The sequence below is a fragment of the Flavobacterium zubiriense genome (genome assembly GCF_041729725.1).
GTDB classification, from domain to species: domain Bacteria; phylum Bacteroidota; class Bacteroidia; order Flavobacteriales; family Flavobacteriaceae; genus Flavobacterium; species Flavobacterium zubiriense.
Genome location: NZ_JBCFQL010000010.1, coordinates 118,040 through 142,737, shown reverse-complemented (window position 1 = coordinate 142,737; position 24,698 = coordinate 118,040). Strand labels below are relative to the sequence as shown.

Here is a 24,698-nt window from a genome sequence, read left to right as displayed (position 1 = left end):
TTTTTGTTTACTTAATAAAGTTAATCGTTACAGGATATTTGTATTCTTTTCCATTGGAAGCATTTATAGTTCCAATTATAATTAAGAAAAATTCAACTATTTTTAATAAAATAACTAATAATACTGAAACGATTCCTAAGGTCATTAAACCAATATTATCAGCCATGTTAATGCCTTCCCAAAAGAAATCGTGATCGTTTATTAGTTCATTCCAATTCATATTGCTAAAAACTACCGTGATAAAAGTAGGAACAGCAATAAGAATAAGTACAATCGAATAAAGTAATAAACTAAGCTGAAAGTTGATTACATGCTTTCCGTTTGTATCAATAAATTCCGATTTGTCTTTTTTACTACTCCAAATGATTATAGGAAAAATAAAATTCCCAAAAGGGATAAAGTACTGTGATAATGCACTTAAATGCGTTAAAGCTGCTATTGTTTTTTCGTTTTTGGTTTCCATATTTTATAGTATATAGTAATTTCTTATGCAAATATATATCCTAAAGCAGGTATTGTGTATTACAAAGTACTAAATATTAACAAAATATTAACTATTTTGAATTCGAGCAGAATTATAAAATAAGTTGTATATTAGTTCAAAACCAAGGCTATGATACTTACAGCAGCAAAACTGAATCGTTTTTTATTATTCAAATTACCTTCGGCATTCCTTTGCGGAGTAAGGGTAAAACAAATCGTTTTTGATCAATGTATAGTATCCGTAAAACACCGATGGATTAATCAAAATCCATTTAATTCCATGTATTTTGCTGTACAAGCCATGGCAGCCGAATTAACAACAGGAGCTTTAGTGATGTTTCATATTCAAAAATCAAATCGAAATATTGCAATGCTTGTTGCTAATAATAAAAGTAGTTTTACTAAAAAAGCTACAGGAAGAATTACATTTGAATGCCAAAATAAAAATCAAATAGAAAGAGCAATCCAGAACACAATAGCCACTGGCGAAGGACAAACTTTTTGGTTAAAATCTATTGGAACAAATGAAAAAGGGGAGCGGGTTTCTGAAATGGATTTTGAATGGACTATTAAATTAAAGTCGTAAAAAAACAATTTCTAGTTTTTGTATTTTTTTAATTGATGTTTGGGGAAGTTTTTAGATTTTATCATTTTTCCAGAATCGGTAATCATGATAAAATAATACTCAGGATATTTCTTTAAAAGTTCTATCGCTTCTTTTTTACCTAAAACCATAGCCGATGTACTAAAACCATTCGCTGTTTCAGCATTAGGACCAAAAACAGTTACGCTACACAATCCCGTTGAAGGATAACCTGTAGTTGGATTGATAATGTGAGAATAGCGTTTCCCGTTAAAGACAACAAATTTTTCATAAGAGCCAGAAGTAGTCACAGCGCCTTGTTTTAAAGCAATAGTTGCTAAAATTTGGCTCGGATCAAAAGGATTTGTAATACCAATATTCCAGGGTTTTCCGTCGGGTTGTGTTCCCCAAACACTCATATCGCCTGTAGCGTTTATAATTCCAGACTGGATTCCTCTGGCAAGCATCATTTGTTGGCATTTGTGGGTGGCATAACCTTCGCCAAGTGCACCGAATCCAATTTTCATTCCTTTTAATTTCAGGAAAATAGTCGAATTGATACTGTCCAGAATAATATTTTTATAACCTACTTTTTCCACTGATTTTTTAATTGCTTCTGGTGTTGGCATTTCGGTCATGGAACCATCAAATTTCCAAATTCGATCCATTGCAGCAAAGCTAATATCAAAAGCACCATTGGTAATTTCAGAAAAATGAAGCGCTCTTTGAGTCAATTTAAAAACTTCGCGGTCTACTTTTACAGGCCGAATTCCCGCATTTTGGTTGACTTCTGAAACTTGAGATGTGGGTTTCCAATCGGAGATGAGGTGTTCAATACGGTCAATCTCGCCAATGATGATGTCAATATTTTGTTCGGCAGAAAGAGAATCCTGAGCTACAATATTAATATCAAAACGACCGCCCATAAGCATTGTTGTTCTTTTTCGTAAAACTTGCGAATGACAGGACAAACCAAATAGCAAAAAAGTGAAAAAGCTTATTATGGATAAGTATTTGGTTTTCATTCGAGAAGATAAATTTTATAAAATAGTATTAATAACAATCGGTCAGGATTTGTCCTTTGGCTTTGTATTCGGAAAGGGTTGTATTGTTTTTAACAATACAAATAATGTCCAGTATTTTTTCGACATCAAATTGCATGGCCAATGCCCCACAAATCATGATTATGCCACCGTTTTTTAATAGTTGAGCATAGAAATCAGCGTCAATTTGGATTAAATCCATCACATAATGATGATTGGCTGCGCGAGAATAAGCCAAATGGAATTGTGTTAAATATTGTTTTTGCATCATCTCTGAGGCAAATTTTTGATAATGTATTGTGATTTCCGTTTCTTGGCGAAAGCCAGCATACAAATGAATGTCGGTTTTTTTCTTGTTTTGTGCAATCATTCCCAGAAAAGGAGCAATACCTGTTCCATTAGAAATTAGAGCGACCTGACTTGCTTTTTTTGGAAAATGAAAAGCATAGTTATTGATAATTTGCGACTTAATAGTATCTCCTGCTTTTAAATTGTATAAATATCCAGAACCTAAACCGCTAGGATGTAATTTTACGGCTAATTGAAGGTTCCCATTTCTTTTTCCAATAGAGTACAAACGTTCCCGATTATCATTAGCTGGATAAATGGCCAGGAGATCTCCCGATGTGAATTTGCTTCTTATTCCGGCTCTTAAAGTCAATAAAAAGGTTTGGTCAGTTTCGGATATAGTAGTTTTGTCTAAAACCATTAATTGTTGTAATCCTTTTGGAATATGATTGTAAACCGATGGAGTAGTGCTCAATAAAATTCCCGTTTTGGTACACCATAATTGTACCCAATTGACAAATTCTTCGGCTGATTTATCGTTTACGGTTTGCAAATCTAACAAGCGATTTGCCCAGATTTTAGTTTCTAAAAGAGCATCAACTTCTTTAGCATAACCACAAAAATCTGGATAGGATTTGGAACCAAAACCAATTACAGAATAATTAATTGGTTGTTGTTGCGAATTTTTCTCTAAAAGAGTTACAAACTTACTCGCATTAGAAGGTGCATCGCCTAAACCGTAAGTTGAGGTAAAAATCAGTAAATGTTCTGCTTCTGGATAGCTGGTGTAATTATTTAATTGAGCAAGGTGTGTTTTTTTACCTTGATCATTTAATTGTTTGAGTATTGCATTGGCAAAACGAAGCGAACTTCCGTTTTCTGAACCCACTAATAAAATGTATTTGCTTTCTTCCGCTTTGAATTTGTTTTTAATACGGCTTGCTCTTCTTTTAAAGGTCATAGCAAATCCGGAATAGATAAAAAACAGGATGTTCAATGAAGCTAACCCAAGGATAAACGCCCAGATACTATTGGCTCTTCCGGTGTGCAAGTCCAAACTTAAATCGGATAGGAGTTTTGTGGTTGGGAATTCTTCTTCGGAAACAATCGCATTCGAATATTGATCGACTTCTATTTTTCGGTCTTTTAATTCAAAGATGTAATACTCTTCAGGATCGTCTGAAAAAGGGAATTCTATTTTAGTAACATTCGCTAAAGGAGTATTTTTTAAATCGAATGTTTTTTTAGTCTCAGTTGTTGTTGGATTTTCGGTTTGGTTTTCATTTTCATTTTCGAAAAGATGAAAACGATCCATTGACAAATAAGTTCCCGAAAGCGCTATAATCAAGATGGGAATTAATGCCAAGCGGCCTAATAAAACGTGGTAGTATTGTGCAAAATATTCTTTGATAATTTTAGCGAAGAAGTTGCGTAAACCTCTCTGTCTATTGATAACAAGTGCAAAACCCGAAATAGCAATTAATACTAATAAAAAAGAATTAATTCCTATAAAAATGCGTCCTGTTTCATGTAGAAATAAAGAACGGTGTAGGCTGATATTCCAATTAATAAAATCGCTTTTTTTAGTTGGTGTACCAATGATTTTCGCTGTTGTAGGATCTATGTAAGCATTAATGTCGTTTCCATCATTGTCAATCGCTTGTAGGGTTACAAACTGATTGTGGTCGATACTTAATTCGGTTATTTCGGGATAGCTTTTTCGGAGTGTAGGCAGGGTTTGCCCCAAAGTTATAGCATCGAAATTTTCCACCCGATGGGCAGGTATTTTCTGCTGTATGGCATCTACGGCAAGTATAGTACCTGTTACGGATGCAATAATTAAGAATGCAGCAGAAATTACCGCTAAAGCGAGGTGTGAGTACCGCCAAAAAGAAAGAGTCATTTAGCTATACTTTAAATTTTGCTTAATCGTACGTAGCGGATGTATCCTTTTCCTTCAGATTTTGCTGCAATCCCAGCTGTGGTAAGAGGGATTTCTACATCAGAAACATGGTATTTTTGATTTTCAACCGCCGATTCAAAACGCAATTTGTAACCTTTATTAATTTTAGAATCATCAATTTCAATTGTTGTCATGCTTCGGTCTCCACCAGTAACTGAGGCACCAGTGATAGCGCTAATATTGTTTGGTTTTTTAGAGTTGAATTTATGCCATTCTTTCAAACTGTTATACCATTTTTTGTCGTCTCCCATCACGTAAAGTGTTTTTTCATAATCGCCTTTAGCATTTACTAAAGAGACTACTACATAAGCACCTTCCCCAACATAATTAGACATTTGAAGCATGCATTTGTATTTACTACTTTGTGCTGTAGCCTGAAAAGAAATAAGGAAGATGAATGCGCCTGCTAAGGCTGTTTTAATAATAGATTTCATTTTGTTATTTTAAAATTTCAACAGAAATGTTGTTTTGAGTTAAGGTTTCGTTTTCTTTAGCTAAGTCATAAGCGCTTTCGTCAAAGTCAGTTTTAATATCTTTTTTAGCACCAATGGATAATAAATATTTTATTATCGAATCATTTTTTGCAATCATGATAGCTTTATGCAATGCAGTTAATCCGTCTTTATTTTTAGTATTGATGTCAATATTTAGATTGGCAATTTTTTGTAGTAAAGTCAGATCGTTTTTCAAGACAGCAAAGTGATACAAGTTGTTTCCGTCTTTTTGAGTTTGTGCTAAGTTTAGTCCGTTTTCTTGCAATAATTTTATTTTTGCTGTAAATGGGTCTTCTTTAGGAGCATTATTGCTAGATTCAGGACCACGTCCTCCCATCATTTGTGGACGATACGATTGGATTAAGTAATAACCTAAGTTGTTATTGTCTTTGTCTAAAACATTGATATTTGCTTTTTTGCTCAATAAAAGTTCCACTGTTTTAGGACTCCCAGATTGGACTGCTATAGACAAAGCTGATTCGCCTTTTGCATTTTGAACATTCACGTCTTTCACTTTTGAAAGTAATAATTCTAAGACTTCAGTATCTCTTGCAGAGGCTGCGTTAATTAAAGCAGTATTTCCATCATTATCTGCTTTGTTAACATCAACTCCTTTGCTTATGAAGTAATTGATAATTTCAGTTTGATTGGTTTTGCGTACTAAACTGTGTAAAACGGTTTCTCCATCCGCAGAAACTACAGTTGGTTTTAATTTTAAATCATCTACTAAATATTGGTAAACTTCAATTGTATTTGCTTCACGGCGAGAACCTTGTGCAGCAATTATAATTGCATTATCCGTAGGTTTTACTCCTTTTTGTAAAAGTGTTTTTAAAAACTCAATATTTCCTGTTCTTGCAGCGTAATTAAATGCTGTATTACCATTGTTATCCGTGTCTTTTAATGACAGACCTTTAGCAATAAAATAATTAGTTAAACTTAAATCTTTGTCATTTGCAATCGACAAAAGCAAAAGGCTAGCACCATCTTTGTACTTTTTCTTAATATCTAATCCTGCTTTAAAAAAAGCATCATAAATAGCTGTATTTTTTTGACCTGCGTTGATTGCAAATGTTATAGGTGTAGTTCCGTGACTGTCTTCAAAATTGATGTCAGCACCTTTTGCAATTAAATAGTTTACAATTTCCAGATTTCCTTTGCTCGCTGCCCAATGCAAATAAATACGGTTGTCATGGGTTAATTTGCTAATAGTATTTCCATGTTGTTCCAATAAAAATTTGATAGTTTCATTTGGAGCCTCATTATTAATGGCATAAACTACGGCGTCAAAAGCCATTTGGTTGCTGGCTGAAGGATTATTTCCTTTTGCAATTTCTGTTTTAAGTGCAGTAACATCAGGAGATGATTTCCAAAAAGATTGTTCTAACAGCGAATTTTTTTGTTGTGCTACTGCTAGGAAAGTAGTAGCCAGGGCAAGGGAAACAAATAGATTTTTCTTCATTATTATATTGTTTTTCGATTAGATAGTGCTTTTTTATTTTGGTTTAATCTATTCAGTCTATTTAGAATAAATAAAAATAATGCAAATGTAGAAATAAAAACTACAGTATCAATTTCTTACTTATTATTTTTTGAAAAATTTAATAAGTAATTTATATTTTACTATACTAATTTATTGAAAAACAGAAGAGTATGTTGATTAAAAAAAATCATCCCAAAAGTGATTGAATTATCAATTTGGGATGATTTAGTTATTTTAAAGTTATGAAATGAATACAATGTCAGTTTATAATTTGGAATAAAATTATATACATACAGGAATTTTAATGGTTTTGAGCCTTTTGAATTTTCGACTTTAAAACTTCCTTCTTGTTTAATAATTCCAAAAAAGATTAAATATAGATTTTATTCATTTACTGTATGATTAGCTTTTTTGTAAATACTCCGGCTGTGGTTTCCACTTTTACAATATACACTCCTAATTTTGTTTTTTTAATGTGTACTTGTATATTAGCCTGGTTTCTGTTTTCTTGAATTTTCCAATTTTCAATTTCAACTCCAGAACTATTATAAAGTCTTACCATTGTAATACTACTATTAATATTATGATTGTTGATATTGATATTGTTAGATTTTTGAATGTGTATAATATCAATACCATCTTTGATTTCTGGTTCTTCTACAGGAATTTCTGGTTCAATTGGAGCATCTGCTGGATTATAAAAACGTAAAGAAAATCGTGTTGTGTTTATTCCCGTAATTAGGTTTACTTCGTATGTACTATTTCGGATATTATGATAGGTATTGGTTTCACTATCAAAAATATAAATAGCTTGATTAGTATCAAAGTTTTCTATTTCATCGATCATGAATTTTACAATTCCTTCGGCACTTGTTTTTACAACAATTGGATATGAGGCATTTTTGTCGAAAGCGCCTACTCCCTGAATAACAAAATGATTTCCTCCAATTAAGAAAAACATATCATTAGGGAAATTATCCATATTATGAGCATCATAACCAAAATCTATTTCGTCAGTAGCTTTTCCGTCTATAAAACCTAAAAGTATTTGTCTATGGTAATCATTGTGAGAGTTAAATCCTAATCTAATTTTTTTATGATTTTCTTCCTCTACTATGTCGTTGTTGTTGTTTTGCCAAAGTTCTTTTGTTTGAGAAGTAATTCTATATAATACATTAGAATTCACTGCATCATCTTCTTTGTGGAAAGCTCTTTGACTGTTATTATAAATAATTGTGCCTCCTCCATCTGTTTTACCAACTAAAAAGAATGCTTGTCCAACTGGAATAAATCGGTTAGGAATACCTCTTGAAGGAGTTCCTTGTTTGCTTATAAAATCTACATTGGCAGATGATGGAGCAATACCTCCTGTTAGATTTCGAGTAGCATAACCACCTTGATAGTCTCTTAATATATGAGTATTATTAGTAGCATAATGTTCCCATAAATAGATAGTTCCGTTTATTGAATTTTGGTTGTCATTAATAAAAGTATAACTGTCCAGAGAAGACGGGTATGGGTTTCCGGCTAATAATAATTGATTAGCACTTACAGAATTAGAGGTGATTAATCCATTGTTTGGTTTTCCTACAAAGGTGTAGTTTTGAGTAGCTGTGGCAGCTCCACTACCTTTCATAGTGAAACCTTGTCCTACTCTTACTCCTGAATTTTCATTCATTTGTACCCAATTTGCGTAAGCATTAGCATAATTGTCAAATTTAAAAAGCCAATAACGTGCCGCACTTATAGGACTTGTAGGGGAGCCATTGTATCCTCCAATCCATTGAATGTTTCTTGGAGTAGTTGTAGTACCATCTTTCATTACGCTTCCAACAGTATAATTTACGTTGTTGGAAATAGTACTTATGGCGCCAACAGGAGCACTCCAGTAATTGTAATTGAATAAATTAGATTGTCCCTGTTGGTCACGTTCTATAGCACCAGAACTATTTACGTCTAAATCACTATCCAGTGTTTGAATTAATTGTGATTTCCCGACTAAATCTATTTTCCCATCAAGTTTCAAATAGCTAGAAATTTCTATTTTGGAATTATTGTTAGCGCTAATTGTGTTACTATTAACTAATAATCCTAAAACGGTTTTATTACCTATAGAAGTAATATTATGTGAGGTTTCAACAATATTCCATTCGATGGCTGTAATGTTGTCAATTCCTAAACTGTAAGGAGGATCCCAAACATCATGATGTGTCCAGGTTTCATCTGTTTCCCATTCCCCATCAATTCTTGTGGTGTATGGTATAGGAGCAGTATCTGGTTCTGGAAGGTAAATCCCTTTTAATTTTCCATTGACAGCATTACCTGATTTATCGATTAAGTAACCATTATTAACGTCACTAGCATTATTCATTTGGAAATATCCAGATAAATTAGACCAATTCAAGCTACTAATGTTTTTTGGAATAATGACTCCTCTTACATTGTTGCTTCCATCATTAATGATTTCCTGATTCATCATTTTTCGAATTTGATCTTCAGTTAAAGCCACGTTCCAAATGCGGAGTTCGTCCATCCAGCCATTGAAATAATTATACGGAGTATCTGTATTTTGACTCATTGCGCCTAAAATAAAATCGACACTGTTTGATGTTGGGTTTATACCCGAAGTAGTTTTTTCTACTATACCATCAATATATAATGTATAAGTAGTACCGTCAAAAGTCAGTGCAATATGATACCATCTGTCAGTATCAATACTATGTGTAGCAGTTATAGCATTGTTGTTCCAGTAAAATGAAACGAAATTGTTTACTATTCTTAAGTCATAGCCATTAGCAGCGGTAGGGCTAAGGTGTTTAGAAAGTATGGTTTGCGTGTTACCATTTACAGCATTAGATTTTACCCAAGCTTCAATACTAAAATTTCCACTCTCTAAATTAAATTTGTTTTTGAAATTGATGTGGTCATCAACACCATCAAAATTGACTACGTTGCAAAGTTCTAATGTAACTAAAACATCGTCTGTTGTGTTGCAACTAGTGGTCCATCTCAAGGTATACACACCAACATTTGGACTATAAAACGTTGAACTTGGACTGGTATTATTCGAGAAAATTTCCCCTCCTCCTGCGGGACCGTTTACAATTGACCAGGTACCAGTTGCTCCAGTTGAGGCATTCAGTGTTACAAATTCTCCTCCACAAGAAGTGGTTTGGTTGGGACCGGCTAATGATGATAAACAGGAACTAGCGTCTATGGCTACTTTGATAGCGCCATCAATCGGTAATTGACAAGTACTGTTATCGTATCCTTGGAAAAAATAGTTGGTAAATGCAGATCCTGATGTCGCACCTGTACCTGATATCGCACCTGTTTCCAGAGCTACTTCGGGATTACAACCAGCATTTAATATGATGGAGCAATCTGTTGTAACATTAAGTTCAAAGCTTATGTCGGCATAAATGTATTCAGGATGACCAGCTGTTACGGGTAAAGTTCCTAAATTCCAGACGATACTATTTGTATTTGAATCATAACTAGGGGCTTCACTAGGGATAAAACCGTGGTAGGTATTATAAATAATATTTGCTCCTGTATTAAAAAGTGCAGTTGCTGGTATAGGGATAGAAACAATAGTATTGTTTGTTGCTTCCGTTCCCTCATTGGTAATATCGAGAGAATAATTTATGGCTTGCCCTGGTAATGCGTTTAGCACAGTAGGATTAGTAATATTGTTAATAGAATTCACACTAATTAAACCTTTCGGATTTGGAACATAGGCATCTACTGACATGGCAAATCCAAAAATAGTGTAAACTTCAAAAGTAGAACCAAATCTAAATGTGGTTGAGGTTTGATTGTTGCCTATAACTGTGTTTCCTGCATTTGGAATGGTAAACATACTAAAATCAACTCCTGTATTGTTCTTTAAGATAGGGTTGCTCGTTCCAGCCGCTGGTTGAGGAAATATAGAAGAATTGAAGAAGTTAGTTGTGGTGTTGCCAGCATGACTTAACGTTAAATAATTGGTAGTATTATAAGTATTAGGGTCTGCATTTAGTTTTTGAACTGCAAGATAATCGCTTCCTGAATTTGTTGCAACATCTCCTTCTGCAGCCATCACACCCAGCTTCATATTTACCTGTCCTGAATCAACTGTTGTAAATCCTGAAACAGGGATGTTTCCAAATTCGCCACCACCACTGCGTTGTCCATTTACGTATGCATAACCATCATATAGAGTTACCGCACGACTTTTCATTACTGGATTCTCGTAAATAACCACCATAGTCCAACCCCCAGCGAATCCTGGATTTTGGGCACTTGATCCATTAGTTCCTTCTACTAAAGCAATATCGGCTACGGTGTAGGCGCCAGGACCGTGAGTTTTTACATAATCGGTAACTTCTTGGTAACCAACAAATATCCCACCGTATGATGTTCCGGGGAAATAAACATTTGAATTGGCTGTGACTGTAGTGTATGAAGCTGCTCCAGGCCCTTTTAGTGAAATTGTTTTTTTATCGTAGTTTTTTGATGGAGACAAGACAATACCTGCAGAACTACTAGATTGATAATTAGCTAAAGATAACGTTTTGGAAATATCTCTTACTAAACTAGTAATACTAAACGTTGGCCCATAAGCTGAATTTGATGTGTAAGGAGTGCTAAATGTTGCTATTCCAAGATTATTGTATGTAACAGGAATGTTAACGGCCGCTCCGCTGTCGATACTAAGGGTTACTATTGATGATCCTGTTGTTGCATTTGTAAAGCTAAAAGCATAGGTGTGTGAATATCCAGAGAAAGTATAAATGGGATAATAATTACTGGAAGAGCCTCCTCTGCTTACAGTTAGTGTATAAGAGGCGTTTGGAGTAGTTTGCGAGTGAGATATTCTTTTATTTGCAAGGAAAGTTTCATTAGCATCATCAGATTTCCCTGTCCAGTACAGTCCAGCAAAAATTATGGTAGAGCAATCTTGATTAGCACTATTTTCTCCTCCATTAGAGAGTTCCATAGTTGCCATAGATGAATTTAAGGTATTACTGTCACCATCTATATCAACGTATTTCATTAGTCTTCCCTCATTGTTAAGATTGTCTCCATAACTGTCTAGTGTGAGGTTTGTATTTCCTAACAGGGTAAAATCTCCTTTAATATTATAGACTGTTTTTGCTGGAGAAGCTGCTGCAGTCCTTTGTGTAAAATTAACTTGTGGAGACGTAACTGTTTGAGCTACTAACCAATTAGGAACTACCAATATTACCAACAGAATTAGTAAGTAAAGGCTATTTTTCTTTGTTTTTTTTAAGTAAAGTTCTTCCATAGTATATATTGATATTAGAACTATTGTGTTTATTGTAAGGAAAAGCCAGTTTTTAAACTCAATCATAGAGAAGCAATCGGGCTTTCTTGTATCGTACAAAAATACAAGTATCTTAGTTATTTAATCGATTAAAAGTATAAATAATCGATTAAAAGACGTTTTTTTTAAATAATTAAAGAAAAAACTTTCTTTTTAGCAATCCATAAATGCTGGTTTTCAAGATGTTGGTTTTTAGTAGTATATCCTTTTAGAGGTTATTATGAATATTTTTTTGTAAATAGATTAATTCCTGTGGTTTTAATTTTTTCGTATGTAGAAAATGGAATTGAAAATCTCATTTTTAGGCATAAAAAAACGGATTAGAATATCTAATCCGTTGATTATTATGGTGTCTATTTTGTAGTGAGGACTGAAAAAACTAGTGTTCGCTACAGCAGATGTAAAAAAATGAAATTTAATTTTTTGATATTTCTAAACTGTTTTATAAATATCGCAATTTTTCTTCTTCAATGTCTAAATAGTGCATCTGCCTTCTAATGATTGATTCGTCTAAACTTTGATCTTCTTTATTTTTATTTGTAAGCCATTGTCTTTGTTTATTTAACAAATCTAGATAAATATCTTTAAGTTCTATAGCAATTGATTCGTCGTAGATTCCATTACTATGCTGTTCCCATTTTAGAATAAGATGTTGTAAAGCAGAACTATTTTCGACTTGTTCATTATAATTCGTTTTCAGATAATTTACAGCAAATTCCGCTAATTCTTGTCTTATGTTATTATACACTTCTTCACGAGACAAAGAATCATCAATAGTGGTAAATTTAATTTTTTTAATAAAATAAGGCAGTGTTAATCCCTGAATTAGTAAAGTTAAAAGAATAACAATAAAAGTTATAAATAAGATTAGATTTCGTTGTGGAAATCCATTACCATTATTCAAAAAAACAGGTATAGATAATGCTGCTGCCAATGAAACAACACCTCTCATTCCGGTCCATCCAAGTATAAAAGGGGTTTGAATACCAGGATTTCTGTTTTCAGTACCAGTAATGAACTTTCTAGTAATCGAAGTAATTATTACTGCACCATAAGAAGATAAAATTCTACTTACCATCAAAACAATTGTTATTAACACGCCATAACCCACTGCTGTTGTAATGCTAATATTTGCTTCTTCAAGTCCTTTGGTAATTTGTGGTAAATCCAATCCGATGAGCATAAAAACCAATCCGTTTAAAATAAAGCAAAAACTTTCCCAAACATTTATTCCCTGCAAACGTGATTTACTGGTAAGAAAACGATGCCTATTATTAGCTAAAAGTAAACCGCCACATACCACCGCTAGTACACCAGAACTGTGTACTTCCTCGGCTGCCAGATATATAACATAAGGAGTAAGCAAGGATAGAACAATATCAATATTAGAATCAGTTGGCATGTATTGGTGGACTTTCATGAAAATCCATCCAATGAATAAACCTATTGTAACGCCACCTATAATCATCCAGCTAAAACTTGCGGCAGCTTTATAAAATAAAAACTGTTCAGTGGCAACGGCAATCATTGCAAATCTAAAAATAATTAATGATGAAGCGTCATTCAATAAACTTTCACCTTCTAATATTGATGAAATTGATTTTGGAACTTTAACAAATTTTAAAATCGCTCCAGCGCTTACCGCATCGGGAGGTGATACAATTCCGCCTAATAAAAAACCTAATGCTAATGAAAATCCAGGAATAATATAATTAGCTACTAATGCTACGGAAAGTGCCGATAAAAACACCACTACAAAAGCAAAACTCGTAATAATGCGTCGCCAACGCCACATTTCTTTCCACGAGACTTTCCAAGCTGCTTCATATAATAAGGGTGGTAAAAAAATAAAGAATATGAGTTCAGGTTCGATATTTATAACAGGGACACCAGGAATAAAACTAATGACTAATCCTGCCAACACTAAAAGTATAGGATAAGCCACTTTTATTTTATTAGCTAACATAATCAACAATAAAATAACAATTAATATACCTAGATAAAAAGGGAAATTTTCAAACATTTTTACAAATTATTAAAGGGAACATAACTATATTTTTAATCCAATTTTAATAATATAATTTTTTTTTGTAAAAGAAATATTATCGATAAGATTTAAAACACAAAAGTAAATTATTTGCTTTAAAATAGTTCAGATTTATAGTGAAAGTAAGTAATTTAAATAAAGTGAGACTGTATCAATAGTCCTATTGATTATACAAAAGGATATAGTTGGTAATAACTCGTTTGGTGAAATTGTTTTTGGATATTAAATTTTCGTCAGTTCGAGTGAATTTTCAGAAAACGCAACAGTTTTTTCGGAAAATTTGTATCGAGAACGAGAAAATATTGAATAGAAAACGGTTCTCGATACATTTTTGCTTCATTTCATTACGCAAAAAACACTACCATTGACGTTTTTGATAATTTCACCCAACGGGTTTGGCAATAGTAAATTTTTAGTAACAAAAGAAATGAAATAAAATAAAAGTTAAATTGTTACTTAATACCATTTAAGATTGTTAAGCGGGTATTAAAAAAAAAAACGTAGTGCTTGATTTTTATAGAGCTCCGCAAAGGCATAAATTACACCTGACTTTTATATCTTAGTCGATATTCTCTGGGTGATATTTCCATAACAAGTCTAAATGTTTTTGAGAAATGGAAAGGATCGTAATATCCTAAATAATAAGCTATCTCTTTTATTTTCATAGTACTGAATTGTAATAGAGAACAGGATTTTTGAATTTTCAATTGATTGTAATACTCCATTGGAGTAAATGATGTTTTTTCTAAAAACAAAGATCCAAAATAGGAGCTTGAATATCCCACATGTTGTGCAATTTCATGTAATGTGATCTTAGCTGTTAAATTATTTTTCATGAAAATAATACTCATAGGTACTATGTCTAAAACTTCTGTATCCGCTGTTTTTATTTTTAAAAATTGATCGGTATATTTTATGCTGGCTAAAAAATGTTGCAAACAAATACTAGAATATTCCATGTTATCAGGATAAAAACCCATTTCAAGGTTTTGATAAATTTCCTCAAAAAGATTCAATCGGTCTAATGATCTGCTGTCGTCTAGATTTAAAATTTTTCCAGAAACCGTTGTGTATAAAGAATTTGAATTTCCTTTAAAATGTAACCAGTAAATACTCCAAGGTTTTGAAATTTCAGCTTCGTAACTATGCGCTTTGTGTGCGGGAATAATAAAAGCCTGATTCTTTGTAAGGAAAAATTCTTCATTTTCAAGAGTTATAAATCCTTTTCCGTTTTCACAGTAAATAAGAATGTTTTCAAGCGCACCTTTTGATCTTTTTCTAAAATGATATTTTGCATTCGGATAATAGCCAATATGAGTAACGAATACATTTTTTGTCAATTCATTTTCCGATTGAAAATTCCTCACGCTATAAGGTACAACGATTGCTCTTTCACCTTTAAAACCATCAGCTATGTGATCCATGTCAATTATAATTTTTTTAAAAATACGAAACTCATTTTCCGAAGCATTACAAGTCAAATTTAACAAATAATAATGTTAAATATAAATTTGGCTCAATAATGGTAATTTACATATTATGTAATTCATTGATGTAGTATAGGTTTTTGTCAGCTAATAATTAATGTTTTTTTTAGATACCTTTAGTATTAGTAATGTTCTTTATGTTTATTATTAACTTAAAAAATACATTTATCGTAAATATATCTTTTATTTTTTTTAGTATAATAATTATCTCCTCTAAAAAGTTGTTTTATACATGTTTTATATGAATATTACATTTTTGTAGCCAAATGAAGCAGCGACATTTGCAATGTTAAAATAATTTAAAAATTAAATATATGAGTAAGTATAATTCTTCCTATCTACTTTTTATTGCATTAGTTTCAGCCATGGGTGGTTTGCTATTTGGTTACGACTGGGTTGTAATTGGTGGAGCAAAACCTTTCTATGAAGTTTTCTTTAATATTACAAATTTGCCTTCAATGCAGGGTTGGGTTATGGGAAGTGCCATCTTAGGGTGTTTGTTAGGTGTGATGGTGTCAGGAAGTTTGTCTGATCGTTATGGAAGAAAGCCGTTATTGGTTGTAGCTTCGATTCTTTTTACAATATCTGCTATAGGCACAGGAGCTGCAAATACAATTGAAATGTTTATTTTTTGGAGAGTCGTTGGTGGTGTTGGAATTGGTATAGCATCTAATCTTTCACCAATGTATATTGCTGAAATTGCACCAAGTGCTTCTAGAGGGAAATATGTTTCAATCAATCAGCTTACCATTGTTTTAGGGATTTTGGCTGCACAAATTACTAATTTACTTGTTGCAGAACCAATTGCTTCAGGAACTATTTTATTAGATTCTTGGAATGTACAAACTGGTTGGAGAATCATGTTTTGGGCCGAGGCTATACCATCGTTTGCTTTTTTTGCTTTAATATTAATTATTCCAGAGAGTCCAAGATGGCTAGCAAGTCAATACAAATATGAAAAAGCAACAGCAATCTTTTCTAAAATTGGAGGCGAAGAATTTGCTGTAGAACAAATCAAGGAATTGAAAGCTGCTTTAGGAACAATTAAAGAAAAAGTTAGCTATAAAATGTTATTTGAGGGTAAAATACCAAAGATACTTATGCTGGGTGTTTTTATCGCTGTTTTTCAACAGTGGTGCGGAATAAACGTAATTTTCAATTATGCCCAGGAAATATTTTCAGCAGCTGGTTATGGTGTGTCAGATATTCTATTCAATATTGTTATTACAGGTTTGACTAACTTAATTTTTACTTATGTAGGAATGTATTTAGTTGACCGAATAGGAAGAAGGGCTTTAATGCTTTTTGGTTCCATTGGTCTAGCTTGTATATATGCAATTTTAGGTGTTTGCTATTATTTTACAGTAACTGGCCCAGCTGTTTTATTTCTGGTAATTGCAGCTATTGCTTGTTATGCTATGACATTGGCACCTGTTACATGGGTTGTTTTATCAGAAATATTTCCTGTAAAAATTAGAGCCATGGCAATGGGAGTTGCTACTTTTTCTCTATGGACCGCCTGCTTTATTCTTACCTATACTTTCCCTTTATTGAATAATAGTTTGGGGGCTTATGGAACATTCTGGCTTTACGGAGTTGTTTGTTTTGTAGGATATCTTTTCTTACGTATTTATTTACCTGAAACCAAAGGAAAGTCTTTAGAGGAAATTGAAAATGAATTGACAAAATAATAGCTTATAATAAAATGAAAAATACAATTGTAGAAGAATTAGTAAACGAAAACGCTCAAGATGAAAAAATCACAGCTTATTTAATTCAATCCACTATTGATGAAGATGGAGTAGTTCGTGTTTGGGAAGAAGATATATTGTTACCAACTTACCAAATAGGGGAGGAAGAAAAAAACCCGATATTTCTTGAAAAACGAGTGTATCAAGGAAGTTCTGGCGCGGTTTATCCATATCCAGTTGTCGAAAAATTATCAGATGAAAAATTTGATAAATCCTATCATGCTGTATTTTTAGAAAACAAATACATCAAAATAATGATTCTGCCGGAATTAGGCGGTCGCGTTCACATGGCGTATGATAAAGTAAAACAACGCCATTTTGTGTATTACAATCAAGTAATTAAGCCTGCATTAGTTGGGCTTACAGGTCCTTGGATTTCTGGAGGGATAGAGTTCAACTGGCCACAACACCACCGTCCGAGTACTTTTTTACCAACAGATTTTAGTATCGAAGAAAATGCTGATGGTAGTAAAACCATTTGGTGTAATGAAGTAGAACGAATGTTTAGAACTAAAGGAATGCAGGGATTTACACTGCATCCTGATAAAGCTTATATCGAAATTAAAGTAAAAATATACAATCGTACTGCGTTTCCTCAAACGTTTCTTTGGTGGGCGAATCCAGCAGTTGTAGTAAATGATGGCTATAAATCAGTATTTCCACCAGATGTAAATGCCGTATTTGACCACGGAAAAAGAGATGTTTCTAAATTTCCCATTGCAACTGGCGAATATTACAAACAAGATTATTCAGCTGGTGTTGATATTTCTAAATATAAAAATATTCCGGTACCAACATCCTATATGGCGGTGCAATCAAAGTATAATTTTGTGGGAGGTTATGAAGATAATGTACAAGCAGGATTATTACACGTAGCTAATCATCATGTTTCTCCTGGAAAAAAACAATGGACATGGGGTAACGGTGATTTTGGTTTGGCTTGGGATCGAAATCTAACGGACAAAGACGGTCCTTATATAGAATTAATGACAGGAGTTTTTACCGATAATCAGCCCGATTTTTCCTGGCTTCAAGCCTATGAAGAAAAGTCCTGGGTTCAGTATTTTATGCCTTATGCCGAAGTGGGTTATGTTAAAAATGCTACTAAAGATGCCATAATAAACATTGAAGTGGAGGGTAATGAAGCCGATTTAATTTTATACACCACAAGTCTTTATAAAAATCTAAAGATTGAACTAAAATCTAAAGAAAATACCGTTTTGTTTCAGGATGAAATTACTATTTCCCCTGTAAATCCATACAAGAAAAGAGTTGCTGTTGGAGATATTAAATCAGAGGATTTAGTTTTTACAGTTTATACTGCTAATGGAAAAATTTTGGTTCAATACCAACAAGAAAAAGCCGAAATAAAACCTGTTCCTGATCCTGCAAAAGCAGCTTTGGATCCAAAAGATATTGCATCAATGGAGCAATTGTATTTAACAGGATTGCATTTAGAGCAATACAGACACGCTACTTATAATCCACTTGATTATTATTTTGAAGCTTTAAGCAGAGATTCGAGAGATGTTCGCTGTAATAATGCAGTTGGTTTATTGATGTTAAGAAGAGGTCAATTCGAAAAAGCAGAAGCTTATTTTAAAACTGCAGTTGAGGTCTTAACAGAACGCAATCCAAATCCAATTGACGGTGAACCTTTGTACAATTTAGGTTATTGTTTAAAACTTCAAGGAAAATTTGATGATGCTTATAATTCACTTTTTAAATCGACATGGAATGCCGCTTGGCAGGATGCTGCGTTTTATGCTTTGGCACAAATCGACAGTATAAAAGGAGAATGGACTGAAGCCTTAGAAAGAGTAGAATCGTCATTGATTCGCAATTGGCACAATCATAAAGCACGTCAGTTGAAAGCTTCTATTTTAAGAAAATTAGATAGAAATCAAGAAGCTTTAACGTGGATTGAGGATTCGATTAAAATAGACCGTTTCAATATGGGATGCCGTTTTGAGAAATATTTGATTACCAAAGACCAAGCGGTTCTAGACGAAATGAACACGATTATGCGTCAGTGGTCACACGGATATATTGAATACGCATTGGATTTTGCAGGAGCCGGATTGTATCAGGAAGCTTCTCAATTATTACAGGAATCGATTAATGATACCGAAGAAGTATATCCAATGATATATTATGCTTTAGGTTATTTTTCTTCTTTAGATGGAAATACTAATCTGGCAATTGAATGGTATAAAAAAGCTTCATTGCAGCCTTCGGAAAAATGTTTTCCTAATCGAATTGAAGAAGTAAACATTCTACAGGATGCCATTAAATGGAATCCGGACGACGCTAAAGCACCTTATTATTTAGGGAATTTCTGGTATGCTTTCCGTCAATATGAAGATGCAGTAAAATGCTGGGAATTGTCATATAGTATTGATGATACTTTTCCAACATTGTTAAGAAACCTAGCACTTGCGTATTTCAATAAGACAAATGATAAAGCTAAGGCTCAGGAAATGTTAGAAAAAGCGTTTGCATTAGACACAACAGATTCAAGAATTTTTATGGAGTTGGATCAACTTTACAAGAAAATCGGTAAATCGCCAGAATTTAGATTAGACGTTTTAAATCAATATCCAAATTTAGTTGAGGAACGTGATGATTTGTGTATCGAACGCATTACGCTTTATAATCAAACCCGAAAATATGCTATTGCAAAAGAACTGATTTCGAAGCGAAAATTCCATCCATGGGAGGGCGGTGAAGGAAAAGTAACCGGACAATATACATTGTGTAGAGTAGAACTGGCAAAAATTGCAATTGCAGAAAACCGTTTTGAAAATGCTTTACAGTTGCTGGAAGAAACAGAGTTTTACCCACACAATTTAGGCGAAGGTAAATTGAAAAATGCTGAAGAAAACGAAGTTTTTTATTATAAAGGACTTGCTTACAAAGGACTAGGAGATGTAGAAAATGCTAAGGCTAATTTTGTTCATGCAACGCTTGGATCCTCAGAGCCTGTTCAGGCGTTTTTCTATAATGACCAACAGCCGGATAAAATATTTTATCAGGGATTAGCTTGGCGCGAATTAGGAGACGAAGATAAAGCTCGTAGTCGTTTCAACAAGTTATTGGCGCATGGAGAAAAGTATTTATTTGAAAAATCCAGAATCGATTATTTTGCGGTATCACTTCCGGATTTAGCAATTTGGGATGATGATTTAAGTGTTCGTAATCAAGTGCATTGTTATTACGTGATGGCTTTAGGACACAGTGGATTAGGGAATGAAACCCAATCGGAGCAATATTATCAAAAAGTAAAACAATTAGATATTAATAAACAAACTTTTCGAAAATAGAAAAGTTTGTTGGTCTTAATGTTATCTGCTAATTAAAGGGATTTTTAATTATAAAATTTAGAAAATGCAAATCAAACATATCGTAACATCAGTTCTTCTTATACTATTTCTCTCTTCCTGGGATTCGAAAGATAAGCTGGTAATGAATATAGCGGGAGACTGGACAGTTCAGTTAGACAGTGCTGATATTGGACTAAAAAAGGGTTGGCAGAATAGGAGTTTTATACAGCCAATGAAATTACCAGGAACTACAGATGATGCAGGACTTGGAGTTGCAAATAAGCTTAAGCCAAGTTTAGAAAAGCTCCAAATGAGCCATTTGACCCGAAAAAACAGCTATGTAGGAGCTGCTTGGTACTCTCGTGAAATAACAATTCCAAAAAATTGGAAAGGGAAAGAACTACTATTAAAATTAGAACGTGTTATTTGGAAAACCAATGTTTGGATTGATGGTAAACAAGTCGAAACAGAACAAAATAGTCTTATAGCTCCGCATTATTTTGACCTCTCTAAGTATTTAATTGCAGGAAAAACGCATCGCATAACAATTCGGGTAGATAATCGTAAACTATTTGATATCAGTGTAGATAATATGGCACATGCTTATACCAATCATACACAGATTATTTGGAATGGTGTTATTGGAAAAATGGAAATTGAAGCGTTTGATGTTGTTCGTATAGCTAGTGTACAAGTAAAATCAGATATAAATGCAAAAAAAGCAAAGTTGGCTTTTGCATTAAATAACAACACAAGAAAAGCTGCAAAAGGAGTTTTGATCGTAACTGCTGTAAACAAGAAAAACAAAATTGCAATAGAAACGCTTGAAAAAAAGATTCAAATTAACGCAGGTCAATCTGTGGTTGAAGTGGATTATGATATGGGCAAAGATGTAAAACTTTGGAGTGAGTTTTCACCTGAGTTGTACGAATTAAAAGCGGAATTAAAAGTTGGAAAAAATAATTCCCAAATATCTGTTGATTTTGGAATGAGAAATTTTTCTAAAAAAGGATCGGTTTTGACTATTAACGGTCAGCCTGTTTTTTTAAGAGGAACATTAGAATGTGATATCTTCCCGCTTACAGGATATACACCAATGGACAAAGAAGGCTGGCAAAAAGTTTTTGGGACAGCTAAAAACTGGGGATTAAACCATTTACGTTTTCATTCTTGGTGTCCTCCCAAAGCTGCGTTTGAAGTTGCAGATGAAATGGGTTTTTATCTTCAGGTCGAATTGCCAGTTTGGACGCTCAAGATTGGTGAGGATCAAAAAACAACCGATTTTTTATACGCCGAAGCACAGCGTATGATTGACGAGTATGGTAATCATCCTTCTTTTTGTATGTGGTCAATGGGGAATGAATTACAGGGCGATATGACGGTTTTGACTAAATTGATGAACAGTCTAAAAGCAAAAGACGAAAGGCATTTGTACACCACCACTTCTTTTACTTTCGAAAAAGGACATGGTGACTGGCCAGAACCTGAAGATGATTTCTTCATTACCCAATGGACAAAAAAGGGCTGGGTGCGCGGGCAAGGAGTCTTTAATAGCGAATCACCAACATTCAATAAAGATTATGTGGCTTCTGTGGAAGGGATGACCGTTCCACTGATTACACATGAAATAGGACAATATGCAGTGTATCCAAAAATAGATGAAATTTCAAAATACACAGGCGTTTTAGAACCCATCAATTTCAAATCGGTTAAAGAAGATTTGGAGCGCAAAGGATTAATCCATAAAGCCGCTGATTTTACGAAAGCTTCGGGGAAATTAGCCGTAATTCTTTACAAAGAAGAAATAGAAAGAGCTTTGAAGACTGCAGGAATTAGCGGATTTCAATTATTAGATCTGCATGATTTTCCGGGTCAGGGAACGGCCTTAGTTGGTCTGTTGGACGCTTTCTGGGACAGTAAAGGACTGATTTCGGCTGATGAATTTAGAAGTTTTTCAGCTCCTGTAGTACCGCTCATGCGTTTTGCTAAAGCAACTTATACCAATAATGAATTTTTTACGGCTTCTTTAGATGTAAGTAATTATTCCGATAGCAGTTTAAATAATCAGGAAATTGAATGGAGTATTTCTGATGATGATTCAGTAATAGCTTCGGGAAGTACTAAGGCAGCAATTTCAATTGGATACAATCATAAAATTTTAGATTTAAATGAAAGCTTGCTTAAAATAACAAAAGCATCAAAACTAACCATCAAAGTAAATCTGAAAGGGACAAATTATACAAACAAATGGAACATTTGGGTTTACCCTCAAAAACAATCTATTGATTATGGAAAAGTGGTTTATACCAGAAATCTTGATGAAGCCATCAAACTTTTAAACGCTGGAAAAAAAGTATTATTAAATCCAGATTGGAAAAAAATAAAAGGTATTGAAGGAAAATTTGTTCCTGTTTTCTGGAGCCCAATTCATTTCCCTAAACAGGCAGGAACTATGGGAATACTTTGTAATCCTATACACAAAGTTTTTGCTGATTTCCCTACAGATATGAATACGGATTGGCAATGGTGGGATTTGAATGTAAATTCAACAACTTTAATTGTAGATAGTATTGATGGTGGGAGTCCTTTGGTTGAAATGGTAGATAATTTTGCTAATAATAGAAGATTGGCCTCACTTTTTGAAGGAAGTATCGGAAGTGGAAAACTAGTTCTTGCTTCTTTTGATTTGGCAAATGATTTAGAGAAACGTCCAGTTGCGAAACAAATGTTAGTCTCGATACTGAATTACATGAATAGTTCCTCATTTAATCCAGATACCATTAAAAATCCAGATGCTTTAAAATTGATTTTGAAAAAAGAAAAAGAAAAAACGGCAGAAAAACCAACGAGTATCTATTAGAAAAATACAATTGTATATAGAATAAAATCCAAGTCATAAATCTATTTCAGTAACAGGGTGTTACTAGTTCATTTACGCTATTACTATTACTATAGCTAATCTATCTCAAGATTAGTCAGCTAGTATATAAGCGCAGGGCTCTTATTAACTAAAATTTTAAATGAAATCTAAATTTTAATAAACCATTTAACTCTATTTTTTAACCAAACCAAATTTAATTATGAAAAAACTAAAATTATTACAATTGTTGATTGTGTTTTCTGCCTTTTTAGGTTGTGAAAATAATGACCCGGCATTCCCTGCATCGGATAATCCAGAAATAGTTACTCAGTCCAATGAAATTTATGGAGGGCCAAATAGAAAATTTGAAATAAAAGCTTCATTGAATGATGATATTGGACTGAAAACAATTGAAATTAGAATTCCTGAGTTAGATTTAATTAAAGTGATTACTTTTCCTAAAGATCCTTTAACTACAGAATTTGATCTTAATTATAAATTTTTAGTGCCAAGTGATAAAACAATAACAGAAACCTTTCAAATTGAATTAATTCTTACTGATCTTTCTGAAAATGTTGTTACAAAAAATATTAGCCTAAGACTTGATGGTGATTTTGTAGCTCCAACTTTGACCAATGTAAAACCAGTCAATAATAGTGTAGTTTTTAAAACCAGTGATACAAAAGTGCCTATTAGTTTTCATCTTGAAGATTATACAGGAATTGATACTATCTTAGTTAGTTGTCCAGAATTAGGAATTAATGATGTAGTTGAGGTAGGTGGTTTGAAAACCTATAATTACAACAAAGTATTTTCTATTCCTTCGGATCTTAAAACGTATGAAATTTTAATCACTGTTAAAGATAATTTTTTGACACCAAATCAAGAAACAACCAAAGTTACTTTTACTGTTGCAGACGGATTGACTTCTATGTTTTTAACTGATTTAGCAGTTGGTTCTAGCTTATCTAATGATGCGTTTGGAGTACCAATGCTTTTTCATAAGAAAGTTGGAAATGTATTTACTTTTAAATATTATGCTGATTCAAATAATAAAAATATCTTTTTACTTGGACAAGATGTTTCTTTTGAACCACATACTTTTGGATTGTCATCAACAGGAACATTGCAAAATAGCACTACATCTAATCCGATAGTTTTACCTACAAAAGGCTATTATGAAATCACGGTCAATCCAATTGATTTAGTTTATACAGTTACGCCTTATACGCCAACTTCAGCACCTATTAACTTGAGTACAACGCCTATAACGATTTGCGGGAATGGAATTGTAAACGCTGGTTGGGATCCTAGTTCTACAGTTCTAGCACTTTCTGCTGATCCTACAAATCCTTATCGATTGACAAGAGAAATTACTTTAAATGGATCTGCTGTAGCTATGACCATCACAGGGAATGGTTGGTTTCCATTCTGGAGATTAGACACATTTGCAGTAGCACCCTATTTAGGTGGAGGAAATGCTAATTATAGTGGTGTGGCTGCGGGAACTTACATCTTTACACTTGACACAGAATTAGAGCGAACTACTTTGATAAAAAAATAA

At 33.3% G+C, this 24,698-nt stretch carries 13 protein-coding genes; 5 read left to right on the top strand and 8 right to left on the bottom strand.

Annotation, left to right across the window (positions count from 1 at the left end; genetic code table 11):
- Positions 1–7: 7 nt before the first annotated feature.
- Positions 8–463, bottom strand: coding sequence for a DUF4870 domain-containing protein (locus AAGV28_RS10655; RefSeq protein WP_373406792.1), 456 nt, complete (start codon positions 461–463; stop codon positions 8–10).
- A 150-nt stretch (positions 464–613) separates the two neighbouring features.
- On the opposite strand from AAGV28_RS10655, the gene AAGV28_RS10650 reads away from it, so the two are divergent.
- Positions 614–1,069, top strand: coding sequence for a DUF4442 domain-containing protein (locus AAGV28_RS10650; RefSeq protein ID WP_373406791.1), 456 nt, complete (start codon positions 614–616; stop codon positions 1,067–1,069).
- 11 nt (positions 1,070–1,080) lie between these two features.
- Here AAGV28_RS10650 and AAGV28_RS10645 read toward each other — a convergent pair whose 3' ends face one another.
- The 7 genes from AAGV28_RS10645 to AAGV28_RS10615 form a co-directional block, all read right to left on the bottom strand.
- Entirely contained in the window at positions 1,081–2,091 is a 1,011-nt protein-coding gene (locus AAGV28_RS10645; RefSeq protein WP_373406790.1) for an FAD:protein FMN transferase, read from the bottom strand.
- A gap of 28 nt (positions 2,092–2,119) precedes the next feature.
- Positions 2,120–4,300, bottom strand: a complete 2,181-nt coding sequence (locus AAGV28_RS10640) for a PepSY domain-containing protein (protein ID WP_373406789.1) — start codon at positions 4,298–4,300, stop codon at positions 2,120–2,122.
- Between the two features lie 11 nt (positions 4,301–4,311).
- Positions 4,312–4,794, bottom strand: a complete 483-nt coding sequence (locus AAGV28_RS10635) for a DUF2271 domain-containing protein (RefSeq protein WP_373406788.1) — start codon at positions 4,792–4,794, stop codon at positions 4,312–4,314.
- A 4-nt stretch (positions 4,795–4,798) separates the two neighbouring features.
- Complete coding sequence (locus tag AAGV28_RS10630) at positions 4,799–6,316, bottom strand: ankyrin repeat domain-containing protein (RefSeq protein ID WP_373406787.1); 1,518 nt, start codon at positions 6,314–6,316, stop codon at positions 4,799–4,801.
- 412 nt (positions 6,317–6,728) lie between these two features.
- On the bottom strand, positions 6,729–11,627 hold the full coding sequence (locus AAGV28_RS10625; protein WP_373406786.1) for a LamG-like jellyroll fold domain-containing protein: 4,899 nt from the start codon (positions 11,625–11,627) through the stop codon (positions 6,729–6,731).
- Positions 11,628–12,108: 481 nt separating this feature from the next.
- Positions 12,109–13,689: a Na+/H+ antiporter gene (locus AAGV28_RS10620; RefSeq protein WP_373406785.1), complete on the bottom strand. Its 1,581-nt coding sequence runs from the start codon at positions 13,687–13,689 to the stop codon at positions 12,109–12,111.
- 563 nt (positions 13,690–14,252) lie between these two features.
- Positions 14,253–15,137: an AraC family transcriptional regulator gene (locus AAGV28_RS10615; protein ID WP_373406784.1), complete on the bottom strand. Its 885-nt coding sequence runs from the start codon at positions 15,135–15,137 to the stop codon at positions 14,253–14,255.
- A gap of 377 nt (positions 15,138–15,514) precedes the next feature.
- Here AAGV28_RS10615 and AAGV28_RS10610 point away from each other — a divergent pair, with 377 nt between their 5' ends.
- The 4 genes from AAGV28_RS10610 (at position 15,515) to AAGV28_RS10595 (ending at position 24,698) form a co-directional block, all read left to right on the top strand.
- The gene (locus AAGV28_RS10610; protein ID WP_373406783.1) at positions 15,515–16,891 is read left to right on the top strand and encodes a sugar porter family MFS transporter; all 1,377 of its coding nucleotides are present in this window, start codon (positions 15,515–15,517) and stop codon (positions 16,889–16,891) included.
- Between the two features lie 14 nt (positions 16,892–16,905).
- Positions 16,906–20,274: a DUF5107 domain-containing protein gene (locus AAGV28_RS10605; RefSeq protein WP_373406782.1), complete on the top strand. Its 3,369-nt coding sequence runs from the start codon at positions 16,906–16,908 to the stop codon at positions 20,272–20,274.
- Between the two features lie 64 nt (positions 20,275–20,338).
- Entirely contained in the window at positions 20,339–23,134 is a 2,796-nt protein-coding gene (locus AAGV28_RS10600; RefSeq protein WP_373406781.1) for a sugar-binding domain-containing protein, read from the top strand.
- Between the two features lie 220 nt (positions 23,135–23,354).
- Positions 23,355–24,698 carry a hypothetical protein gene (locus tag AAGV28_RS10595; protein ID WP_373406780.1) on the top strand — a complete coding sequence of 448 codons (1,344 nt, stop codon included), beginning with the start codon at positions 23,355–23,357 and terminating at the stop codon, positions 24,696–24,698.

Excerpts from the sequence above, each read along its gene's own strand:
- AAGV28_RS10655 (WP_373406792.1), bottom strand. The coding sequence starts at position 463 with ATGGAAACCAAAAACGAAAAAACAATAGCAGCTTTAACGCATTTAAGT.
- AAGV28_RS10650 (WP_373406791.1), top strand. The coding sequence starts at position 614 with ATGATACTTACAGCAGCAAAACTGAATCGTTTTTTATTATTCAAATTA.
- AAGV28_RS10645 (WP_373406790.1), bottom strand. The coding sequence starts at position 2,091 with ATGAAAACCAAATACTTATCCATAATAAGCTTTTTCACTTTTTTGCTA.
- AAGV28_RS10640 (WP_373406789.1), bottom strand. The coding sequence starts at position 4,300 with ATGACTCTTTCTTTTTGGCGGTACTCACACCTCGCTTTAGCGGTAATT.
- AAGV28_RS10635 (WP_373406788.1), bottom strand. The coding sequence starts at position 4,794 with ATGAAATCTATTATTAAAACAGCCTTAGCAGGCGCATTCATCTTCCTT.
- AAGV28_RS10630 (WP_373406787.1), bottom strand. The coding sequence starts at position 6,316 with ATGAAGAAAAATCTATTTGTTTCCCTTGCCCTGGCTACTACTTTCCTA.
- AAGV28_RS10625 (WP_373406786.1), bottom strand. The coding sequence starts at position 11,627 with ATGGAAGAACTTTACTTAAAAAAAACAAAGAAAAATAGCCTTTACTTA.
- AAGV28_RS10620 (WP_373406785.1), bottom strand. The coding sequence starts at position 13,689 with ATGTTTGAAAATTTCCCTTTTTATCTAGGTATATTAATTGTTATTTTA.
- AAGV28_RS10615 (WP_373406784.1), bottom strand. The coding sequence starts at position 15,137 with ATGGATCACATAGCTGATGGTTTTAAAGGTGAAAGAGCAATCGTTGTA.
- AAGV28_RS10610 (WP_373406783.1), top strand. The coding sequence starts at position 15,515 with ATGAGTAAGTATAATTCTTCCTATCTACTTTTTATTGCATTAGTTTCA.
- AAGV28_RS10605 (WP_373406782.1), top strand. The coding sequence starts at position 16,906 with ATGAAAAATACAATTGTAGAAGAATTAGTAAACGAAAACGCTCAAGAT.
- AAGV28_RS10600 (WP_373406781.1), top strand. The coding sequence starts at position 20,339 with ATGCAAATCAAACATATCGTAACATCAGTTCTTCTTATACTATTTCTC.
- AAGV28_RS10595 (WP_373406780.1), top strand. The coding sequence starts at position 23,355 with ATGAAAAAACTAAAATTATTACAATTGTTGATTGTGTTTTCTGCCTTT.